This is a genomic window from Cellulosimicrobium cellulans (genome assembly GCF_042723955.1).
Lineage (GTDB): Bacteria > Actinomycetota > Actinomycetes > Actinomycetales > Cellulomonadaceae > Cellulosimicrobium > Cellulosimicrobium cellulans_H.
This window is the reverse complement of the sequence record NZ_JBHXIC010000039.1, coordinates 18,085-39,327: the sequence shown is the minus strand read 5'-3', so window position 1 is coordinate 39,327 and position 21,243 is coordinate 18,085. Positions and strand designations below refer to the sequence as shown.

Genomic DNA, 21,243 nt, shown 5'->3' with positions numbered 1-21,243 from the left:
GCTCCCGCCAGGCCCGCCACGACCCGGCGCCGCCTCCCACCTCGCCACGTCGTCTCACCGTGGGCTGCTGCCCGAGATCAGCACGCTCGTCGCCGTCGGGATCGTCGCGTCGCGCGGGTCCCGTTCCGGGTGCCCTCGCATCTCGACGGCATGGGTGGTGGTTCGACGTCGGGTCGCTCCTGCGGTGCGACGATGGACGCGTGAGCACCACGTCCGACCCGAGTCCTGACCGCCCGCGCGACGTGCCCGATGGCGCGGGGCGGCGTCGGCGGCCGCGGCGGGCCGTGCGGCGGGGGACGGAGAGCGAGGTCGTGTCCGGGGTGAGCGCCGACGAGCGGTCCGAGGGCTGGGGTGACGAGGCGGCGCCGGGGCGTGGGGGGCGAGGCGAGAACGACGACCGGCTGCTCGGGGACGTCCCGCCGCACTACGGGCGGCACTGACCGCGCGCCACTGACGTCGGGGCACCCGACGGCACGGACACGGACGAGTCCCGCGGCTGGTCCGTGGTGGCGGTCTTCGGCGCCGCGCTGCTCGCTGACGTGCCGAGCCCGGGGTCGTTCCCCATCCACCGCGGTGGGTGAGGAGCGACCCCGGGTTCGTGCGAGGGGCGCCGCGCCGCGTGAGCTCAGGCGGCGGTCGGGCGACTCGTGCTCAGAGGCCGCGCGGCGGCGTCGGGCCGCCGGGAGCTCCGCCCGGGCCGTTGCCCGCCTGGGCGGCGAGGAGGTCGCGGATCTCCTGGAGGACGCGCACGTCCTCTGCCGGCGCCTCGGGCTCGGGCTCGACGTCCTGGCTCCGGCGCTCGGCGAGCTTGTTCATCGGGAGGACGATGACGAAGTAGAGCGCGATCGCGATGATGAGGAACTGGAGGATCGCGTTGAGGATGCCGCCGACGGAGAGGACCGAGGCCTCGACGTTGCCGTGGGCGGGTCGAAGCGTGATGTCCCACAGGTTCGAGATGTCTGGCTTGCCAAAGATGGCGCCGATGATCGGGTTGATCAGGTAGGTGACGATCGCGTCGACGACCGAGGAGAACGCCGCGCCGATGACCACGCCGACCGCCAGGTCGATCGCGTTGCCTCGGAGCACGAACTCCTTGAATCCCTGGAACACGCCCTTCATGTGCTGCTTCCCTCTCAGGTCGGTGGTCCGCGTGGCGGCGGGGCCACGACAGGTGCACGCGCGATCCTCCCAACGCGGGTGCCGACGGGCAACGGCCCGGCCCGGCGGGTCGGGCACCGGCGTCGGGTTCACCCGGGGGATCGCGCTCGGGTCGCCCGTCAGGGCACGAGGACGGCCGTGACCCCCGTCTGCCCGCTCACGGCCGCGAGCCGGACCGCCTCCTCGGGGCGCACGGCGACGAGCGTCACGACGTCCGCGCCCGACCCGCCCGTCCCGAGGAGGCCGCCCCCGCCCTCGGGTTCGGGTGCCGGCACGACGACGGCCGCGCGGGCGAGGTAGGGGTCGGCGGTCGCGGGGTCCTGGCCGTCGGTCGGCACGTCGGTGAGCGCCGTCGTGAACACCCGGTCACCCGCGGCGAGGAGGTCGACCCGGTCTCCCGGGCCGAGGAGGGCCGCGACACCGGGGTCGAGCCGGACGGGCGCGACGACCGTGCCCGCGGGAGCCGCGGCGGCGAGCTCGCCGCCGGTGACGAGCGCGTCCTGGAGCAGGGTGCCCGCGGCCAGGGCGACGGTCGCGCGGCGCCCGACGACGTCGTCGGGCCCCGCCGCGGACCCTGCCGGGACGAGCTCCGCGGACACGTGGTCCACGCGGAGGTCCGCCTCCGTCAGCAGAGCGCCCGCCGGCACCTCACGGGTGGTGACGACGGCAGGTGCGGTCGGGGGAGGGGGAGGGCGGAGCTCCCCGACCACCACGGAGGCGGCGGCGCCGCAGCACAGCGCGGCCACGACGAAGCGGGACCGCCACCACACCCCGCGCAGCAGCCGTCGCCGCGCGGGCGAGCGGTCGGGTCGCGGGTGGGGGTCCGGCAGGCGGGGCGAGCGCAGCATGGGCGCGACCGTAGCCGCGCGCCGGGCAGCGGCAGGCGCCGACCGGTGAGGACCTGTGGACGGGACGCGGCGTCGGCGCCCGGAGGTGCTGTCCGGAGCGGGGCTGTGGTCGACCGTCGTCGTCCGGGCCGTCGCGGACGACGGACCCGGGCGTCAGGTCAGGACGCGGTCGAGCTTCCCGACGAGGACGAGGTGCTGCTCGCGCTGCCGGACGTGCTGCTCGCGCCGGACGCCGCGGAGGAGGCGGCCGGCTTCGAGGCGGGCGTCGTCGAGGACTTCCCGCCTGAGCGCGAGTCCGTGCGGTAGAAGCCTGAGCCCTTGAACGTCACGCCGACCGAGGAGAACACCTTGCGCAGGCGACCCGAGCACTCGGGGCACACCGTCAGGGCTTCGTCGCTGAACGACTGGTGGATGTCGAAGGCGTGACCGCAGGCGGTGCACGTGTACGCGTAGGTGGGCACGGGTTCTCCTCGTTCACGAGACGGCCGTCGAGCGGCCACCGGCGGGTCGGGATCGGGTCGGTCTCGGCCGGGTCGTCGGTGTCAACACCGCCTGGCACTCGAAACTTCCGAGTGCTAATCATACGCGGCCCGGTGCTCGCCCCGGGCCGGGTAGTCTCGCATCCGTGTCTGTGCACGAACCCGCCGAGGCCCCCGCCGGTGACTCCGTCCCCGGTGCCGACCCCGCGACGCCGGCCGAGGCGCCGGTTCCGCCCCGGCGCCGGCGCTCGGCACGACGGCGCGTCCTGATCGGCGTGGCCGTGCTCCTGGTCCTCGCGATCGTCGCCGGTGCCGCCTTCGTCGTCGTCACCGTGCGTCGGCCGCTGCCGCAGACGTCGGGCGAGGTTGAGCTCGCCGGGCTCGAGGGTCAGGTCACGGTGCTGCGCGACGCCCAGGGCGTGCCGCAGATCTACGCGGACACGCCCGCGGACCTCTTCCGCGCGCAGGGCTACGTCCAGGCGCAGGACCGTTTCTTCGAGATGGACTACCGCCGGCACGTCACCGCGGGCCGGCTCGCCGAGCTCGTGGGCGACAACCCCGACGCGATCGCCGCCGACACCGTGACGCGGACGTTCGGCTGGCGGCAGGTCGCCGAGGAGGAGTGGGACGTCGTCTCGCCCGAGACGAAGGCGTACCTCCAGGCGTACGCCGAGGGCGTCAACGCGTACCTCGAGAACCGCAGCCCGTCCGAGATCGCGATCGAGTACACCGTGCTCGGGCTCCAGGTCGACGTCGCCGAGCCCGAGCCCTGGGACCCCGTCGACTCGCTCGCCTGGCTCAAGGCGATGGCGTGGGACCTCCGCGGCAACTACGACGACGAGCTGGAGCGCGCGCTGTCGTACAGCACCCTCCAGGACGCGGGGCGCGTCGCCGCGCTGTTCCCCGCCTACCCGTCCGACGTCAACGCGCCGATCCTCGACCCCGGCGAGCTCGAGAACCCCCAGCAGGTCGCGCTCGAGCTCGGCCCCGAGGCCCGCGCCGCGTACGGCTCGGACCGTCTCCAGGGCGCGCTCGAGGCCGCCGACCGCGCGCTCGACGCCGTCCCCGTGCTCATCGGGCGCGGCGAGGGCACGGGCTCCAACTCGTGGGTCGTCTCCGGCGACCACACGGCCAGCGGCAAGCCGATCCTCGCGAACGACCCGCACCTGGCCCTCGGCGCCCCGGGGATCTGGGCGCAGGTCGGACTGCACTGCAACGAGGTCGGGCCGGAGTGCGCGTTCGACGTCGCGGGCTTCTCGTTCGCCGGGTTCCCCGGCGTCATCATCGGCCACAACGCACAGCTCGCGTGGGGCCTGACGAACATGGGCGCCGACGTCACCGACTTCTTCGTCGAGCGCGTGCGGGACGACACCTACCTGCGCGGCGACGAGTGGGTGCCGCTCGAGACCCGGACCGAGACGCTGAGCGTCGCCGGGGGCGAGGACGTCGAGCTCGAGATCCGCTCGACCGTGCACGGGCCGATCGTCTCCGAGGCGATCCCTGCGACCGAGTCCGCCGTCGACACCCCCGCCCTCGACACGCGCCTGGGTGAGTACGCCGTCTCCCTCCAGTGGACCGCGCTCGAGCCGGGCCGCACCGCCGACGCGGTGTTCGCGTTCAACCTCGCGCAGGACGCCGACGACATGCAGGCCGCCGCGGCGCTGTTCGAGGTGCCTGCGCAGAACATCGTCTTCGCGACGGCGGACGGCCAGATCGGCTACCAGGCGCCCGGCAAGATCCCCGTCCGCCGGGCGGTGCCCGACGCCGAGGTGCCCTCGGACGGCACGTGGCCCCGGGACGGCTCCGACGAGCGCTACGACTGGCAGGGCTACGTCCCGAGCGAGCAGATGCCCCGCGTCGTCGACCCGGCCGAGGGATTCATCGTGGCCGCCAACCAGGCGGTCCTGCCCTCCGGCGTCGCGCCGTTCCTCACCACCGACTGGGACTACGGCTACCGCTCGCAGCGCATCCGCCAGCTCCTCGAGGCCGAGATCTCCGCCGGACGACCGGTCGACGTCGACACGATGAACGAGGTTCAGACCGACGACCGCAGCCCTTACGCCGAGGTGCTCGTGCCGCTCCTGCTCGACCAGGAGATCGACGACAGCTTCGCGGCCGAGGGCCAGGCGCTCCTCGCGGACTGGGACTACCGGACCGACACCGACTCCGCCGCGGCCGCCTACTTCGCCGCGGTCTGGCGCAACCTGCTCCAGCTCACCTTCTGGGACGACCTGCCCGAGTCGGCGCAGCCGAACGGCGGGAGCCGCTGGCTCGCCGTCGTGCAGAACCTCCTCGAGAACCCGACCGACCCGTTCTGGGACGACCGCCAGACCGTCAGCGTCGTCGAGACGCGCGACGAGGTCCTCACCCAGGCGCTCGTCTCCGCGCGTCTCGACCTGACCGTGGAGCAGAGCAAGCAGCCCTCCGACTGGGCCTGGGGCACGCTCCACGTGCTCGCGCTCGAGCACCCGGTCCTCGGCGGCGAGTCCATCCCCGGTCCCGTCCGCAACTGGGTCAACCCCGACCCCGTCGGCATGCCCGGCGGCTCGTCGATCGTCAACGCGACGGCATGGGACGCGGCCTCCGGCTCGTTCGACGTGACGGCCGGTCCGTCGATGCGGATGGTCGTCGACCTCGACGACCTCGACCGCTCCACCTGGGTCACCGTCACCGGTACCTCCGGACACCCGGCGTCCTCGCACTACTCCGACCAGCTCAAGACCTGGGCCCGCGGCGAGACCTACGACTGGCCGTTCTCCACCCAGGCCGTCGCCGAGGCCAGCAAGGACGAGCTCACCCTCGTCCCGTAATCCCGTAATCCCGTAATCCCGTAATCCCGTAATCCCGTAGTCCCGTAGTCCCGGGTTCGGCCGGGCTCACGGCCGGCGTGGCCGTGCGCCCGGCCCGAGACCAGGTGGGGGACTGCTCCGGGGGTCACGCTCGCTGTCGGGCACGAACGGCCCCACGGTCCGGGCGGATCGCCGCGGTCGCCGAGGGCGCGGTACGCGGCCAGGTCCAGGCGTACCGCACGACGAGGCCGAGAAGGATCAGCTCCAGCGCGATGCCCAGACCGTAGAAGTACAGCCAGGACTCACCCACCGCGTTGAATGCCGTGACGGGGACGTAGAGCACGGCCACGACGAGGTTCGTGATGCGGCTCGCCCGGGCGGGGAGCGTCATCGACAGCACGACCATGAGGATCGGGACGGCCACGAGGGTCAGCGCCGTGGTCGAGAAGGTCTGGGAGAGGTCGAACGTGAAGACCTTGCCGTCGAGGATGTCCTCGACGATGCCGGGCGTGAAGAACCCGAGGATGTCGACGTAGGCGTACAGGAACATGAAGCTGGTCCACGTCGCGGCGAGCTTGGCTCTCACCGGGACCGGTCGGTCTTCCAGCGTGGTGGTGGGCTGACGTGTGCTCATCAGGGGCTCCCTCGTGGTGCGGATCGATAGGTTCACGATCGCGGAGCCCGGCGGCGGGTACACCGGCCTGGAGGCCGAAGTGCACCTGGCCGAAGGCACGGTCGCTCTCTCGTCCTTTCGGCCGGTACGCCGAGGTGTGCCGATCCCTAGGCTGGAGCCGTGACCACCGTCCGGCGATCCCTCTGGCACGAGCCGCGGCCCACCGACGCGCCGCCCGTCGGACGTCTCGACTGGCTGCTGGTGGGTGTGCTCGCCGCCGTCGCCGTCGTCGAGGGCATCCTCCGGCCGGGTCTGGCCTGGCGACCACTGGTGGTGCTGCTCGCCCTGGCGCTGATGCCCGCTCTGCTCTGGCGGCGGAGCCACCCCCTGACGGCCGCCCTGGTCGGGTGGGGCGTCGCCGGGCTGCTCTCGGTCCTCCAGCTCATGGCGCACGACGGCGACCTCGGTCTCTACGCCATGATGGCCGTCCTGGTCCTGCTCTACTCCCTGGTGCGGTGGGGCTCGGGGCGAGAGATGGTCCTGGGGACGGCGTTCGTGACGGGCGTCGTCGCGCTGGGGATGTACGTCTCCTCCGCGGGTTGGGCCGACGTCTTCGGGGGCATCGTCCTCCTGCTGTTGTTCGTCGCCCTCGCCGCGGTGTTCCGCTACCGCGCCGACGTCTGGCATCGCCGGCAGCGCGAGATCCGCAACCAGGAGCGGGTCGCGCTGGCGCGCGAGCTGCACGACACCGTGGCCCACCACGTCTCGGCCATCGCGGTGCAGGCGCAGGCCGGTGGCGTGGTCGCCGGCACCCAGCCGGAGAAGGCCGCCGAGGTCCTGGCTGCGATCGAGTCCGAGGCGTCGCGAACGCTGGCGGAGATGAGGTCCATGGTCCAGGTGCTGCGCGAGGAGGAGGCCGTCGCCTACTCGCCGCCGCTGGGCGTCGCCGACCTGCCGGCTCTGGCACGCGCCGGCGGGACGCCCGCCGTCGAGGTCACGCTGGACGGTTCGCTCACGCGGCTGGCGCAACCCGTGGACACCGCGCTCTACCGGCTCGCGCAGGAGTCGCTGACCAACGCCGTACGGCACGCCCGAGGCGCGACCCGTGTCGGGATCGACGTCCGCCGGGAGGGCGACGCCGTCCGGCTGCGTGTCAGCGACGACGGACTGACCGAGCCGGGGCCGGTCCCGGAGCCCGGGTTCGGCCTGCTGGGCATGGCCGAACGCGCCCAGCTCCTCGGCGGATCGCTCTCCGCGGGGCCGGGGGCCGAGGGCGGCTGGGTGGTCGAGGCCGTGCTGCCCGTGGCGGCGCCGGCATGAGCATCCGCGTCGTCGTCGTCGACGACCAGGACCTGGTCCGGACCGGCCTGGTGATGATCCTCGGCGCGCAACCCGACCTCGAGGTCGTGGGGGAGGCGGCAGACGGGCTCGCAGCGCTCGACCTGGCGACCCGGCTGCGTCCCGACGTCCTCCTCGTCGACATCCGGATGCCCGGGCTCGACGGCATCGAGGTGACGCGGCGCCTCGCAGGGCCGGACGTCACGAGCCCGACGGCGGTCGTCGTGATCACCACCTTCGACCTCGACGAGTACGTCCTCGGCGCCCTCCGCGCCGGCGCCCGCGGCTTCCTGCTCAAGGACGCCGGGCCGGAGCTCCTCGTGCAGGCCGTCCACGCGGCCGCCGACGGGGACGCGCTGATCGCCCCCAACGTCACGCGCCGGCTGCTGGCGACCTTCGCCGACCAGACGCCGCCGGTACCGGTGCAGCCCGTCAGCCCGCTCACCGAGCGCGAGGAGGAGGTGCTCGCGCTGGTGGCACGGGGCCGGACGAACGCTGAGATCGCCGGCGAGCTCTTCGTCGGCCTGAGCACGGTCAAGTCCCACGTGGCCTCGTTGATGACCAAGCTCGGGGCTCGCAACCGCGTCGAGATCGCGATGTGGGCGTACGACACCAGGCGCGTGAGAGCCGACTAGCGAGGCGGGTCGCGGCGTGCCCGTGGGGGTCCGGTGTCGTTCCCGCCGCCGAGGGTGGCCTCGGCGTACAGACGTGCGCGGCCGGTTACGGGAGCCAGCGCCAGCCGAGGGGGGTCGCGACGGCGTCGACGGTCTTGTCGTGGGGCTCGACCGGGAGCGGGCGGTCGGACGCGTCGTAGACCTCCTCGGGGAAGACGACGGCGACGACCTTGGTCCCGGGGCGCAGGTGCTCGAGGGCGCGGTCGTACCACCCACCGCCCTGGCCGAGCCGGACGCCGCGCGAGTCGACGGCGAGCGCTGGGGCGACGACGACGTCGGCCTGGGCGATGGCCTCGGCGCCGAGCGGCGGGGTGCCGGGTTCGGGCGGTCGGCCGGGGGCGCGGACCTGGAGGTCGGCCGGGCCGTCGTACAGGGCCCAGTCGCGCTGGAGGCCGGCGCCGAGCACGGGGAGCAGGACGCGCACGCCGCGCGCGGAGAGACGTTCGAGCAGTTCCGTGGTCCCGGGTTCGGTGGGGCGCGCGGCGTAGGTCGCGACGCACGTCGCGGTGGCGACCTCGGGGATGGTCTCGACGACGTCGGCGATCGCGGCGGCCGCTTCCTTGCGGAGCCGCTCGGACCGCGCCTGGCGGTTGGTGCGAACGGCCTTGCGGAGGATCTCCTTCGCGTCCTCGGCTTCGATGCTTCCGTGCAGGGGGTACGGCTGGACCGGGCCACTCATGTCCCTATTGTCACCCGGCTCGCGGTTCCCCGTGGACGCCGCGCGGGTGACCTTCGGCCCTGGTGGGCCGGATCGGGTTCCGTCGACGGGTCCGGGGTGCCTATGATCAGAGGGAGCCAGTAGTTCGGACTCCTGACAAATGGGTCGTGGTCCGACGGAGGTCGACCAGTGAGGACGCCATGACCGCGACGACGCCCGCGAAGCCCAGCGCGACGACCCCGCGACCGCGGGGGAGCGCCCACACCCGGACCGCGAGGGCCGCCGTCGTGCTCGCGGCGGGGCACGACGCCGCGTCGCGCGAGCTCCTGTCCCGGCCGCTGGGCAGCGCGACGGTCGTCGAGCTGGCCGTGGCGAACGTGCGCCGCGTGGTCGACGCGAGCCGCATCGTCGTCGTGGTGGCGCCGGACGACCCGACCGTGCGCGAGCTGCTCGGCGAGGACGTCGTCTACGTCGAGCAGGAGGCGCCGCTCGGCACGGGCGACGCGGTCCTCGCGGCGCGCGGGGCAGTCGCCTCCGTGCTGGGGCTCGGCGTCGAAGAGCCGGTGCTGGTCGCGTACGCGGACACGCCCCTGCTGCGCTCGGAGTCGCTCCTGGGCCTGCTCACGCGCCACACGCTCACGGGTGCGGACCTGTCGCTCCTCTCCGCCGTCGTGGACGACCCGGACGGCTACGGCCGCGTCGTGCGCGCCGAGGGCGAGATCACGGCGATCCTCGAGTCGTCCGAGGCGGGCGGCGTCGCCGAGCCGCGCACGGAGATCAACGTCGGTGCGTACGTCGCGGCGCCGGGCCTGCTGTTCGGCGAGCTCGAGCGCATGGCGTCCGACGGCGAGCACCGCCTCACGGAGCTCGCGCGCCGCGTCATCGGGGCGGGAAAGCGCATCTCGTCGTACCGGATCGTCGACGTCGACGAGGTGCGCGGCATCAACACGCCGGACGAGCTCGCGCAGGCGGCGGACATCGTGCTCAAGCGCCTGTTCGTCCCGAAGAAGAACACGGACACCAAGATCGTCTTCGGGACGGGCGGCTGGCGCGCGGTCATCGGCGAGGGGTACACGCTCGCGAACGTGCGCCGGCTGTGCCAGGCGATCGCGAACGAGACGATCCGCCGGGGCCTCGACGGCAAGGGCGTCGTGATCGGCGGCGACCGCCGCTTCCTCTCGCGCGAGTCGGCCATCGCGGCGGCCGAGGTCTTCGCGGGCAACAACATCGCGGTCACGCTCCTGCCCGACGACGTCCCGACCCCGCTCGTGACGTTCGCCGCGCCGTACCTCGGTGCGGCGTACGGGATCATCGTCACCTCGAGCCACAACCCGCCCGAGTGGAACGGCATGAAGGTGTTCCGCCAGGACGGCTCGCTCCCGCTCGACGACGAGACGGACCGCTACCAGGACGAGGCCAACGCCCTGTCGGTCGACGACGTCATCACGCTCGACATCGACGTGGCGCGCCGCGCGGGCGTCGTGGTCGACCGGTCCCTCACCGACCCGTACGTCGACGCGATCGAGCGGATCATCGACGTGGAGGCCGTGCGCGGCTCGGACCTCCAGGTCGTCGTCGACCCGATGTACGGCACGAGCCAGCTCACGCTCGGCACGATCCTGTCCGACATGCGCGTGCGCTCGGAGTTCATCCACGCGGCGCACAACCCGCTGTTCGGCGGGGTCGCGCCCGCGCCGGACCTGCAGCGCCTCAGCACGCTCGTGACGATGATCCAGCAGGGCGGCGGCCGCTACGACCTCGGTATGGCGACCGACGGCGACTCCGACCGCATCGGCATCGTCGACGAGACCGGCGAGTACATCTCGACGAACGACCTGCTCCTCCTCCTGTACTGGTACCTGCACGAGGTCCGGGGCGAGAAGGGCGGCGTCGTGCGCAACCTCGCGACGACGCACCTGCTCGACCGGCTCGCCGCCCACTTCGGCGAGGAGTCGCGCGAGGTGAAGGTCGGCTTCAAGCACGTCACCGCGGGCATGGAGGAGATCGGTGCCGTGCTCGGCGGCGAGTCCTCGGGCGGCCTGACGATCCGCGGCTGGATCCTCGGCAAGGACGGCATCTTCGCGTGCGCCCTGGTGGCCGAGATGCTGGCCCGTACGGGCAGGCGGATCTCCGAGCTGCGCGCGATGATCTACGAGATCACGGGTCGCCTCTACACGCTCGAGGCGGGCGTGCCGGCGACGCCGGAGATGCGCGTCGAGGTGCCGCGCCGGCTCGAGGCGGAGCCGCTCACGCACGTCGGCCCGTACCCCGTCGTCTCGGTCTCCCACCTCGACGGCACCAAGATCCTCCTCGAGAACGACAACTGGGCGCTCCTGCGGTTCTCCGGCACCGAGCCCGTCCTGCGCATGTTCGTCGAGGCGGACTCGCCCGAGAAGGCCGCCGAGCTCCTCGAGTGGCTCCAAGGGTTCGTCACCGCCGGCGTCTGACGGCGCCGGACCTTCCCCCCACGCCCCCAGCCCCACCCCCACGACAGGAAACCAGAGCAACGATGCGCTACGGCCACTTCGACACCGCGCACGACGAGTACGTCGTCGAGCGCCCCGACGTCCCCGTCTCGTGGACGAACTACCTCGGCAGCAAGAACCTGTGCACCGTGCTGTCGCACACCGGCGGGGGGTACTCGTACTACAAGAGCTCGCAGTACGGCCGGATCACGCGCTTCCGGCAGAACGGTGTCCCGGTCGACCGGCCGGGCCACTACGTGTACCTGCGCGACGACGCGGACGGCGACTTCTGGTCGGTGTCGTGGCAGCCGGTCGGCAAGCCGTTCGTCGGCCCCGGCGAGGAGCTCGACCCCACGGGCGGGGCGGGCCGGTGGACGACCCGGCACGGCCTCGGCTACTCGACGTTCCGTGCCGAGTACAAGGGCGTCGACGCCGAGCAGACGGTCTTCATCCCCGTGGACGACGACGTCGAGGTCTGGGACGTCCGGCTGACGAACACGACGGACGAGGTGCGCGAGCTCACCGTCGGGTCGTACGTGGAGTTCAGCTTCCACACGATCACGATCGACAACCAGAACCTGCAGATGTCGCTCTACGCGTCCGGCTCCTCCTACGAGGACGGCATCATCGAGTACGACTTCTACTACGAGCCGTGGACGTACCACTTCTTCGCGTCGAGCGAGACGCCGTCGTCGTACGACTCGCTGCGCGACAACTTCATCGGCCCCTACCGTTCCGAGGCGAACCCGATCGCGATCGAGCGCGGGCACGGCTCGAACGAGTCCGCGACGACGCAGAACCACTGCGGTGCGCTCCAGCACAAGATCACGCTCGCGCCGGGCGAGACCAAGCGCCTCGTCTACATGCTCGGCTACGGCTCGCGCGACGCGGCCGGTCGTGCGATCCAGGCGAAGTACTCGGACGTCGCGACGGTCGACGCCGAGCGCGCACGGCTCCGCGCGTTCTGGCGCGCCAAGCAGGACAAGCTGCGGATCGACACGCCCCACGAGGGCATGAACACGATGATCAACGCGTGGACCCTGCTCCAGGCGGAGACGTGCGTGCAGTGGTCGCGCTTCGCGTCGTTCGTCGAGGTGGGCGGCCGCGCAGGCCTCGGGTACCGCGACACCGCGCAGGACGTCATGAGCGTCATCCACTCGAACCCGACGAAGACGCGCCAGCGCATCGTCGAGCTCCTGCGCGCGCAGACGCAGGCCGGGTACGGCCTGCACCTGTTCGACCCGAAGGCGTTCGACCCCGACGCCGAGAAGCTGCCCGACGTCCCGTCGCCGACGATCGTGCCCACGGTCGACCCGAAGGACCTCATCCACGGGCTCGAGGACACCTGCTCGGACGACCACCTGTGGCTCGTGCCGTCGGTCGTCGAGTACGTCAAGGAGACGGGCGACCGCTCGTTCCTCGACCTGGAGATCCCGTTCGCCGAGGGCACTCCCGCCACGGTCTACGACCACCTGGTCAGGGCGCTCGAGTTCTCCGCGGAGCAGGTGGGCCAGAACGGCGTCGCGCTCGGGCTGCGCGCCGACTGGAACGACTGCCTCAACCTCGGCGGCGGCGAGACCTCGCTCGTGACGTTCCTGCACGCGTGGGCGATCGGCGCGTTCCTCGAGATCGCGGAGCCGCTCGCCGCGGCGGGCGACGAGCAGGCCGAGGCGGACGTCGCGCGGTTCACGGCCGAGCGCGAGCGCATCGCCAAGGTCGCGGACGCCCAGCTCTGGGACGGTCGCTGGTGGATCCGCGGCTACACGCGCGACGGCGTGAAGATCGGCTCGGCCGAGAACGAGGAGGGCAAGATCTTCCTCGAGCACCAGGCCTGGCCCGTCATCGCGGGCATCACGAGCCAGGAGCGCGGCGAGGCGTCGATGGACGCGGTGCGCGAGCTGCTCGGCTCCGAGTACGGCAACCACCTCAACTGGCCGGCGTTCACGAAGGTCGACGACACGGTCGGGTTCGTCACGCGCGTGTACCCGGGCATCAAGGAGAACGCCGCGATCTTCTCCCACCCCAACGCGTGGCCGATCATCGCCGAGGCGATGCTCGGGCGCGGCGACGAGGCGGTGCAGTTCTACGACGCGATCCTGCCGTACCACCAGAACGACAACATCGAGGTGCGCGGCGCGGAGCCGTACGCGTACGTCCAGTTCCTCTACGGCCGTGACCACGAGTGGTTCGGCAAGGCGCAGAACCCGTGGCTCACGGGCACGGCCGGCTGGATGTACACCGCCGTGACCAAGTACGTCCTCGGCGTGCGCCTCGCGCTCGACGGCCTGGTCGTCGACCCGTCGATCCCGAAGGACTGGGACGGGTTCGAGGTGCGCCGCGAGTGGCGCGGCGCCGTCTACGACATCGAGGTCCGCAACCCCGACCACGTGTCGAAGGGCGTGCGCTCCGTGACGGTCGACGGCGTCGAGCACGACCCGACGGCCCCGATCCCCGCGCTGCCGGAGGGCACCGAGGCGAAGGTCGTCGTCACGCTGGGCTGACGAGCGCGTCGACCACGGTACGACCCGACGGTCCGTGCGCCACCACACGGTGGCGCGCGGGCCGTCGGTGGTGTCACCCTGTGCACCGAGGACCGGGCGCCCGCCCGTGCCCGCCGACAGCTCCCCGAGGACGGTCACCGCCGGATGACGCACAAGATCACGCGCGGCTGGACCGTCACCAAGCCGTGGCCCGTGACCCTGCGGGACGACACGCTGGGCGGCTCGATCGTGCTGCGCCCGCTGCGCCGTCGGGACGCGAACGCGTGGATGCGCCTGCGCGCGCACAACGCGGACTGGCTGGAGCGCTGGGAGGGCACGTCGCCGCGCCCCGGCAGCGGGGGAGGCCCGCCGACGTTCGCCGAGTACGTCCGCGTCCTGTCCGCGCAGGCGCGCGCCGGGTCGTCGCTGCCGTTCGCCGTCGAGCTGGACGGCGAGCTCGTCGGCCAGCTCACGGTCTCCTCGATCACGTACGGGTCGCTGTGCGGCGCGAGCATCGGCTACTGGGTGAGCGAGCACGTCGCGGGCCGCGGCGTCATCCCGACGGCCGTCGCGATGGCGACGGACTACTGCTTCGCGGTCCTCGGCCTGCACCGCATCGAGATCAACATCCGCCCGGAGAACGGCCCGAGCCTGCGCGTCGTGGAGAAGCTGGGCCTGCGCGACGAGGGCGTGCGCGAGCGCTTCCTGCACATCCAGGGGGCCTGGCGCGACCATCGGACGTTCGCGATCACGAGCGAGGAGGTCCCCGACGGGCTCCTCGCGCGCTGGCAGGCGACGCGCCGCGAGACCATCTGAGCCGACCGACACGCCGGAGCGCGTGCGGAGCGTGGCCGCACGCCTCGCCTACGGTCGTGATGTGGAATCGGCCTCGGGGATCGTCGCGCTCGCGGTGTTCCTGCTGTGGGTCGGGTTCTACGTCCCGCACCGGGTGCGCCACCGGCAGCAGCTGCTGGAGGCGCGCACGGACGACCGCTTCTCCGGCTCCCTGCGCGTCCTGGCCGTCGCCGGCCCGGGCGGCGGAGGGATCGACCGGTGGGACGCGCGGCTCGACGGCGTCACGACCGTCGCCGCGATTGCCTCCGGTCCCGCCGGCGGCGGCGCACGCCCCCTGCTGGGGGCGGCGGGGTCGCAGGCCCGGTCCCAGGACCGGACGCACGAGGAGGAGGGAACGCACGCCATGGGGAGCACCGACAGCGCGTCACCCTCGCGCGGGGCACCGCCGCGCCGTCAGCCGGCGTCCGAGCAGTCGCGCCTCGCCCTCCTCGAGCGCCGCGCCGCCGCGGCGCGCCGTCGTCTCGCGCTCACGGTCGTGCTGCTCCTCGCGAGCGTCGCGGTGTGGGTCGTCGTCGCGCTCGGGTACCTCCCGTGGTGGGCCGGCGTGGTCCCGACGGCGTTCCTCGGGCTCGTGCTCGTGCTGGGCCGTCGTGCGGTGCTCGCCGCGCAGCGGTCCGACGCCGCGTGGCTGGCCGAGCGTCGTGCCGCCGCCCGCGCCGCGCGCGGGACCGTCCTGGGTGCGCCACCCGCGCCCCGGGGAGCGCGCCCGCGCGTCACCGGCCGCGCCGTGCACGGGTCGCAGGTGAGCACGCAGATGATCCCGCGGGTCACGCCTCAGGACCTCGCGCGGGCGAACGCCACCGCGGAGGCGCTCTCCGGGACGTCCGCGGCGTCCGCCTCGTCCCCGCGCGAGCGCACGACGGCGTCGAGCACGACGGCGGCCGAGGACTCCGGCTCCGAGGAGCCCGCCACTGCCCGTGGCGGGCCGGGCGTGACGGCCAGGGTCGTCACGCAGGTGTCGGGCGAGGCGACGGAGGTCGTCGAGGTCGAGGTCGTCGACGAGGACCACGTGCCCTCGGGCCGCGCCTGGGACCCCGTCCCCGTGCCGCCTCCGACGTACACGATGAAGCCCACGGCCCCGCGCCGTGAGCCCGCTCCGCTCACGGACGACGACGTCGTCTCGCCCGCCCGGGCGGGCGCCGCGCCCGCTCCGGCCGCCGCGGTCGAGGTCGTCGTGGACGCGCCGTCCGGCGCGCCCGAGCCCGCCGCGGGCGACGAGCGCAAGCCGTCGACCGAGACGCTGGGTCTCGACCTCAACGAGATCCTCGCTCGGCGTCGGGCCGCGGGGCAGTAGCTCCCCCGGGGGTGGCCGGTTTGGTAGACCCCGCCCCCGGGGTGCTAGTCTGTTCCTCGCTTGAGGGGCTATGGCGCAGTTGGTAGCGCGTCTCGTTCGCAATGAGAAGGTCGGGGGTTCGAATCCCCCTAGCTCCACCGGAGAGACCCTCGCCAGACCAGGTCGACGACCTGCGAAGGCGAGGGTCTCGTCTTTTCCCCGGGAGGTCGGGCTCTTCGCGCCCTCCCGCGCCGACGGTCAGAAGTCCTCGCGCCGGATCCCGAGGCGTGCGCGCTCGGCCGCGGCACGGTCGCGGTCCACCCACTCGATCTCGTACCGTCCGGTGCGTCGCGAGCCACGACCGCCCTCCCACTCGAGGTACCCCTCGCGCATCTCGGCGACAAAGCTCCACGGCGGGTAGTCCTCGACGGCGAGCTCCTTGACGCCGTCGTCCCAGACCACCACGAGCCACACCCAGGGCTGTGGCGTGAAGGAGAACAGGCCGCGGAAGTGCCCGAGCGACGTCGCGACGTGGCCCGCCGTCACGCCGTCGCGGCGCAGCACGGCGAGCCCGTCCCGGAACGTGTCGAGCTCGGGGTCGGGTGCAGGCTCTCTCCCGCGGCGGGCCACGGGTCATCCTCTCCCGGCAGGGGCGCGCGCGGGAAGAGGCGCCGTGGCCCCTGCGCCGCCGCCCGCGTCGCACCTATGCTGGCCGCGTGAGCCTCACCGAGCTCGTCACCGTCCCCGGCGGGACGTTCCGCATGGGTTCCGACGGGCACTACCCCGAGGAGGGGCCGGCGCACGACCGGGAGGTCGAGCCGTTCCTGCTCGAGCGGCACGCGGTGACGAACGCGCAGTACGCGGCGTTCGTCGCGGACACCGGCTACGTGACCGTCGCGGAGCGCGCGCTCGACCCGGCCGACTTCCCGGGAGCCGACCCGGCGGACCTGGTGCCGGGAGGGCTCGTGTTCACCCCGACGGCCGGACCGGTCGACCTGCGCGACTGGCGGCAGTGGTGGCGGTGGCAGCCCGGGGCGTCGTGGCGCTCGCCGCAGGGGGGAGGATCCGACGTCGATGACCGCCTGGACCACCCCGTGGTGCTCGTCGCGTTCGAGGACGCGTCGGCCTACGCGGCGTGGGCGGGCAGGCGCCTGCCGACGGAGGCCGAGTGGGAGCGCGCGGCGCGGGGCGGGCTGGACGACGCCGAGTTCGCGTGGGGCGACGAGCTCGCCCCGGGCGGGCGGGCGATGGCGAACACGTGGCAGGGCCGGTTCCCGTACCTCAACGAGGGCTGGGGCGGGACGTCGCCCGTCGGCTCCTACGAGCCGAACGCGTACGGGCTGGTGGACCTCATCGGGAACACGTGGGAGTGGACGGTCGACACGTTCACCCCCCGTCACGTCGTTCCCGGGACGCGCGGGCCGGACGCCGGTGCGCGGCCGAACCTCCTGGCCCCGACCACGTCGCCGCAGGTCATGCGCGTCACCAAGGGCGGGTCGCACCTGTGTGCGCCCGAGTACTGCCGCCGGTACCGTCCCGCGGCACGGTCCCCGCAGTCGGACGACAGCGCGACGACCCACCTCGGGTTCCGCTGCGTTGCAGACGGCGGCGCCGGCTGACGGACGACGAAGGCCCCCGCCGTCGGCGGGGGCCTTCGTCCTGTGTGGAGAGCAGACGGAGCCCTCTGAGCAGCGTGAACGCGTCAGCCGCAGGTGTACGTGACGCCGTCCTCGAAGTGCGTGCCCGGGCCCAGCTCGGCGCACTTCTCGGCCACCGTGGCGAGGCCGATGCCGAGCACGATGCCGACGACGATCGAGATCACCAGCACGACGGCACCGACGATGATGCCCGCGAGGGCGACGCCGTTCTTGTAGCCGGCCTTCTTCGACTTGTTGAAGGCGATGATGCTGAGGATCAGGCCCACGATCGAGAGGCAACCGAGGAACGACAGCACGAGGCCGACGATGCCCATCGTCTTGCCGGGGTCCTGGGCCGGGGCGGAGTACCCGGGCGTGCCGCCCTGCGGGGCGTTGTACTGCGGAGCCTGCGGCGCGCCGTACTGGGGTGCCTGCGGGGCGCCGTACTGCGGTGTCTGCGGGGGCTGCTGGGGCTGGCCGGGCTGCGGCGCGCCGTACGAGGGCGGTCCGGACGGCGTCCCGCCGGGCTGCGGGGTCTGGTCGGGCTGGTCGGGGGTCGACATGCGATCTCCTCGGCGGTGGGTCAGGGCCCGGCCAGTATGCCGGTCGAGGCCGCCTGGCGTCCCGAGCGCCCGCGGCGCGTCCCGAACACGGGTCGCCGGTTCGCCCGCCGTCCACCCGACGGGCCGACCGTCACGAGTCCCACACATCCCTCGGTCTGCGGGGCCTGGGGCATGCGCGATGATGGGGGCGTGAACTCTCGGAAGGTCCGATTCGTCCCTGTCGCCCTCCCCGTCCTCCTCATCCTCGGCGCCGGTGCGGCGCTGGGCGGCTGCGCCGCGGAGGCCGCGAAGGCCGACGGGCCGTCCTCGGGAGAGACCGGGCTCGTCGCGCGTGCCGCGGAGCCCAGCGACGGCGTCCTCGTGCTCGACTCGACCGACCCGGCGGAGCTCGCTCTGACGAGCAGCCAGGCGTTCTTCACGTCCGCGCCCGTCGTCGTCCTCGCCGTCGCCGACGACGAGTCGGCGCGGGCCACGGCGGCCGCCGCGGCGGTCGAGCTCGCCGCGCCCGTCCTCCTCGTCGGCGGGGCCATCTCCGACGGGGGGCTGCGCACGGAGCTCGCCCGGCTCGGCACGGTCGCGGTCGTCGAGGTCGGCGAGGCGGACGCGCCCCCGGGACAGGACGACACGGGTGAGACCCCGGAGCGCGCGACGCTGGGCGACGTCGAGGGCGTCGAGCGGGTCCTGCTCGACGTGGGGGCGCTCGGCGCCGACGGGGCTCTCGACCCGCACGACCTCGACGACGTCCGCGCCGCGCTGCCCGAGCGCGGCGAGCCGGAGACGCTGACCGAGGTGCTCGCCCTCACCGAGCCCGGGGGCCTCGACGCGCCCGGGGGACCGCAGGCCGCGGCGATCGCGACCGCCCGCGCGGCCGGGGCGGTGCCGCTCGAGGTGCCGCAGGGCGACCCGCGCTCGTCGGCGGAGGTCGTCGACGCGCTCGCGGCCGCGAAGGCGCTCGCGGTCGTGGGCATCGGGGAGAGCTTCGGGTCCGCGGAGGACCTGGCGTGGCGGCTGCGCACGGCCGAGGGCGGGGGCCTGCTCCCGAGCGGGTCGCAGCTCGTGCTCGCCGACGGCGTGCGGTACGTGGCGGTCGAGGCGGACGCGGTGACCTCCGGGCTCGAGGCGGTGGGGGAGTGGGCGGTGTCCGACGCCGTCACGCGCGCGCAGGACGCGGCGGCGTCGTACGCGGAGGCCGTGCCGGAGGAGACCGTGGTCCCGGTGCTCGAGGTCCCGGCGACCCGAGCGTCGTCGAACCCCGGCGAGGACCGGGACTACTCGACCGAGATCCCGACCGAGGAGCTGTTGCCGCTCGTGGATGCGGCGGCCGGGGCGGGGGTCATGGTCGTGCTGCGCCTCGAACCGGGCCGCGCGTCGTTCGACGAGCAGGTGACCGAGTACGCGGACGTCCTCGCCCGCCCGACCGTGGGCGTGGCGCTCGACGTCGACGCGCGCCGGGTCGGCGACGGTTCGCCGACCGGCACCGTGGACGCGGCCGAGCTGGGCGCGGCGATCGGCGCGCTCGGCGAGGTCGTGCGCGCGGACGGGCTCCCGCAGAAGCTCGTCGTGCTGCAGCGCTCGGACGCGGACGCGATCCGGGGGGCGTCGGACCTCGACCTGGGGTCGGGGGAGGCGGCCGTGGTGCTCCAGTCCACCTCGGGCGACAGCTACGGCGCGCGGGTGCGCGACTGGGGGCTGCTCCTCGACGGGTTGCCGCAGGGTGCGGTCGGCGGCTGGACGACCGGTTCGTCGGACCCGGCCCGTGACGTCGAGGGCGTGCTCTCGCTCGACCCGAGCCCGCGGTACATCGCGCCCTCGCGCTAGTCCGCAGGCGCTTGGCCGCGCCTCGAGCGGCGGGTTAGGGTGTGTCGCTCGCAAAAGCCGAATCGATTCGATCCCAGCCAGACGACGAGGTACCCGATGGTCTCGGTCATCCCCCAGCCCCTGCACGTCGAGCCCGGGACGGGCCACGTTCCCGTCGCCACGCTGGAGGTCCACGTGCTCGGCCTCGAGCGGGCCGCCCCGTGGCTCGGGGACCTGGCCGCCTCGCTCCTGAGCGGGCTCGACGGCGTCGCCGCGACGCACGACGACCCGGCGTCCGGCGCCTCGGCGGCCGCGTCGGGCTCCGCGAACCCCACCGCGCTCGTGCTCCGGATCGACGAGCCGGCCGGTCCGGAGGGTTCCACGAACCCGGAGCGGTACAGCCTGGTCGTCGACGAGGCCGGGGTCGCCGCCACCGCCGCCGAGCCCGCCGGGCTGCTCCACGCGGTGCAGACGCTGCGGCAGCTCGTCGAGGCGCCCGGCCCGGGCGACGAGCCCGCGCGGGTGCCGCACGTCGTCGTGCACGACGCGCCCCGCTACCCGTGGCGCGGTCTGTCCGTGGACGTCGCGCGCACGTTCTTCGGCCTCGACGCGCTGCGTGCCGTGGTCGACGTCGCGGCGGCGTACAAGCTCAACGTGCTCCACCTGCACCTCACGGACGACCAGGGCTGGCGCATCGAGTCGCCGTCCCGGCCCGAGCTCGCCAAGCTCTCCTCGGGGAGCGACACGTCCGGCGGGAAGGGCGGGCACCTGTCGCTCGCGGACTTCCGCGCGCTGCAGGACCACGCGGCGGAGCGCTTCGTGCGGGTCGTGCCGGAGATCGACGTCCCCGGCCACATCAACGCGGCGACGCACGTGTACGGGGACCTCATGCCCGACGGCGTCGCGACCGACGCCTACTCGGGCATCGAGGTCGGCTTCTCGCGCCTCACGTTCGACCTGCCCGCCACCGAGCCGTTCCTGCGCGACGTCTTCACGGACCTGGCGCACGCGACGGACGGCGAGCACGTGCATCTGGGCGGCGACGAGGTGCTGAAGATGGAGCCCGCGGAGTACGCGCGGTTCGTCGAGCTGTGCGAGCGCCTGATCCTCGAGGCCGGCAAGAAGCCGGTCGCGTGGCAGGAGGCCGCGAAGGCGCCGCTGCGCCCGGGCACGATCGTGCAGTACTGGGACACCCACCCCATGGACCTCACCTACCTGGTCGACGCCGCGAAGGCCGGGGCGCGCATCATCCTGTCGCCCGCGAACCGCGTCTACCTCGACATGAAGTACACGGCAGACTTCGGCCTCGGTCAGGACTGGGCGGGTCTCGTCGAGGTGCGCGACTCCTACGACTGGGAGCCCGAGGAGGTCGTGCCCGGCCTGCCGGTCGAGACGATCGAGGGCGTCGAGGCGGCGGTGTGGACCGAGCGCATCCCGACGCTCGACGCGCTGTTCACCATGCTCCTGCCGCGCCTGAGCGCCGTCGCGGAGGTCGGCTGGACCGCTCCGGACCGCAAGGACTGGGACGGCTTCCGTCGCCGCGTCGCCCGCGAGGCGCACGTCTGGCGCCGCGCGGGGATCGCGTTCCACGAGTCCGCGCAGGTCGACTGGTGACG

The 21,243-nt window shown here is 73.5% G+C and carries 18 protein-coding genes and 1 tRNA gene; 12 read left to right on the top strand and 7 right to left on the bottom strand.

Features of this window, described 5'->3' with window-relative positions:
* Positions 1 to 200: 200 nt before the first annotated feature.
* The gene (locus ACFWH7_RS12250; protein WP_378216782.1) at positions 201 to 440 is read left to right on the top strand and encodes a hypothetical protein; all 240 of its coding nucleotides are present in this window, start codon (positions 201 to 203) and stop codon (positions 438 to 440) included.
* A 211-nt stretch (positions 441 to 651) separates the two neighbouring features.
* Here the strand turns inward: ACFWH7_RS12250 and mscL are convergent, their stop codons facing one another.
* The 3 genes from mscL to ACFWH7_RS12235 form a co-directional block, all read right to left on the bottom strand.
* Positions 652 to 1,119, bottom strand: a complete 468-nt coding sequence (mscL, locus tag ACFWH7_RS12245) for a large conductance mechanosensitive channel protein MscL (protein WP_378216781.1) — start codon at positions 1,117 to 1,119, stop codon at positions 652 to 654.
* A 158-nt stretch (positions 1,120 to 1,277) separates the two neighbouring features.
* A complete protein-coding gene (locus ACFWH7_RS12240) occupies positions 1,278 to 2,006 on the bottom strand; it encodes an SAF domain-containing protein (protein WP_378216780.1) in 729 nt (242 codons plus the stop codon).
* 158 nt (positions 2,007 to 2,164) lie between these two features.
* Positions 2,165 to 2,467: an FmdB family zinc ribbon protein gene (locus ACFWH7_RS12235; protein WP_378216779.1), complete on the bottom strand. Its 303-nt coding sequence runs from the start codon at positions 2,465 to 2,467 to the stop codon at positions 2,165 to 2,167.
* Positions 2,468 to 2,751: 284 nt separating this feature from the next.
* On the opposite strand from ACFWH7_RS12235, the gene ACFWH7_RS12230 reads away from it, so the two are divergent.
* Positions 2,752 to 5,295, top strand: a complete 2,544-nt coding sequence (locus ACFWH7_RS12230; protein WP_378216784.1) for a penicillin acylase family protein — start codon at positions 2,752 to 2,754, stop codon at positions 5,293 to 5,295.
* Between the two features lie 124 nt (positions 5,296 to 5,419).
* Here ACFWH7_RS12230 and ACFWH7_RS12225 read toward each other — a convergent pair whose 3' ends face one another.
* The gene (locus ACFWH7_RS12225; RefSeq protein WP_378216778.1) at positions 5,420 to 5,908 is read right to left on the bottom strand and encodes a DUF6326 family protein; all 489 of its coding nucleotides are present in this window, start codon (positions 5,906 to 5,908) and stop codon (positions 5,420 to 5,422) included.
* Between the two features lie 159 nt (positions 5,909 to 6,067).
* Here ACFWH7_RS12225 and ACFWH7_RS12220 point away from each other — a divergent pair, with 159 nt between their 5' ends.
* Together ACFWH7_RS12220 and ACFWH7_RS12215 are read left to right on the top strand one after the other, a co-directional pair.
* Complete coding sequence (locus tag ACFWH7_RS12220; RefSeq protein WP_378216777.1) at positions 6,068 to 7,207, top strand: sensor histidine kinase; 1,140 nt, start codon at positions 6,068 to 6,070, stop codon at positions 7,205 to 7,207.
* Positions 7,204 to 7,860 (top strand): response regulator, encoded by a 657-nt coding sequence (locus ACFWH7_RS12215; protein ID WP_378216776.1) that lies wholly within the window; start codon positions 7,204 to 7,206, stop codon positions 7,858 to 7,860. The genes ACFWH7_RS12220 and ACFWH7_RS12215 overlap by 4 nt, the downstream gene beginning before the upstream one ends.
* Before the next feature lie 85 nt (positions 7,861 to 7,945).
* On the opposite strand, the gene ACFWH7_RS12210 is transcribed toward ACFWH7_RS12215, so the two are convergent.
* Entirely contained in the window at positions 7,946 to 8,578 is a 633-nt protein-coding gene (locus ACFWH7_RS12210; protein ID WP_378216775.1) for a 5-formyltetrahydrofolate cyclo-ligase, read from the bottom strand.
* Positions 8,579 to 8,757: 179 nt separating this feature from the next.
* Between ACFWH7_RS12210 and ACFWH7_RS12205 the strand changes: the two genes are divergently transcribed.
* The 5 genes from ACFWH7_RS12205 to ACFWH7_RS12185 all read left to right on the top strand — a co-directional run bounded on the left by ACFWH7_RS12205 (position 8,758) and on the right by ACFWH7_RS12185 (position 15,788).
* Positions 8,758 to 11,004 carry an NTP transferase domain-containing protein gene (locus ACFWH7_RS12205; protein ID WP_378216774.1) on the top strand — a complete coding sequence of 749 codons (2,247 nt, stop codon included), beginning with the start codon at positions 8,758 to 8,760 and terminating at the stop codon, positions 11,002 to 11,004.
* A gap of 62 nt (positions 11,005 to 11,066) precedes the next feature.
* Entirely contained in the window at positions 11,067 to 13,523 is a 2,457-nt protein-coding gene (locus ACFWH7_RS12200) for a glycoside hydrolase family 94 protein (RefSeq protein ID WP_378216773.1), read from the top strand.
* Between the two features lie 144 nt (positions 13,524 to 13,667).
* Positions 13,668 to 14,318, top strand: a complete 651-nt coding sequence (locus ACFWH7_RS12195) for a GNAT family N-acetyltransferase (RefSeq protein ID WP_264031701.1) — start codon at positions 13,668 to 13,670, stop codon at positions 14,316 to 14,318.
* A 61-nt stretch (positions 14,319 to 14,379) separates the two neighbouring features.
* Complete coding sequence (locus ACFWH7_RS12190; RefSeq protein WP_378216772.1) at positions 14,380 to 15,651, top strand: hypothetical protein; 1,272 nt, start codon at positions 14,380 to 14,382, stop codon at positions 15,649 to 15,651.
* A gap of 64 nt (positions 15,652 to 15,715) precedes the next feature.
* Positions 15,716 to 15,788 (top strand) — tRNA-Ala (locus tag ACFWH7_RS12185).
* 100 nt (positions 15,789 to 15,888) lie between these two features.
* Here ACFWH7_RS12185 and ACFWH7_RS12180 read toward each other — a convergent pair.
* Entirely contained in the window at positions 15,889 to 16,260 is a 372-nt protein-coding gene (locus ACFWH7_RS12180; protein WP_378216771.1) for a hypothetical protein, read from the bottom strand.
* Between the two features lie 131 nt (positions 16,261 to 16,391).
* Between ACFWH7_RS12180 and ACFWH7_RS12175 the strand changes: the two genes are divergently transcribed.
* Positions 16,392 to 17,249 carry a formylglycine-generating enzyme family protein gene (locus ACFWH7_RS12175; protein WP_378216783.1) on the top strand — a complete coding sequence of 286 codons (858 nt, stop codon included), beginning with the start codon at positions 16,392 to 16,394 and terminating at the stop codon, positions 17,247 to 17,249.
* Between the two features lie 83 nt (positions 17,250 to 17,332).
* Here the strand turns inward: ACFWH7_RS12175 and ACFWH7_RS12170 are convergent, their stop codons facing one another.
* The gene (locus tag ACFWH7_RS12170; RefSeq protein WP_378216770.1) at positions 17,333 to 17,830 is read right to left on the bottom strand and encodes a DUF4190 domain-containing protein; all 498 of its coding nucleotides are present in this window, start codon (positions 17,828 to 17,830) and stop codon (positions 17,333 to 17,335) included.
* A 189-nt stretch (positions 17,831 to 18,019) separates the two neighbouring features.
* Here ACFWH7_RS12170 and ACFWH7_RS12165 point away from each other — a divergent pair, with 189 nt between their 5' ends.
* Positions 18,020 to 19,648, top strand: coding sequence for a hypothetical protein (locus ACFWH7_RS12165; protein ID WP_378216769.1), 1,629 nt, complete (start codon positions 18,020 to 18,022; stop codon positions 19,646 to 19,648).
* Positions 19,649 to 19,744: 96 nt separating this feature from the next.
* A complete protein-coding gene (locus ACFWH7_RS12160; protein WP_378216768.1) occupies positions 19,745 to 21,241 on the top strand; it encodes a family 20 glycosylhydrolase in 1,497 nt (498 codons plus the stop codon).
* Positions 21,242 to 21,243 lie beyond the last annotated feature (2 nt).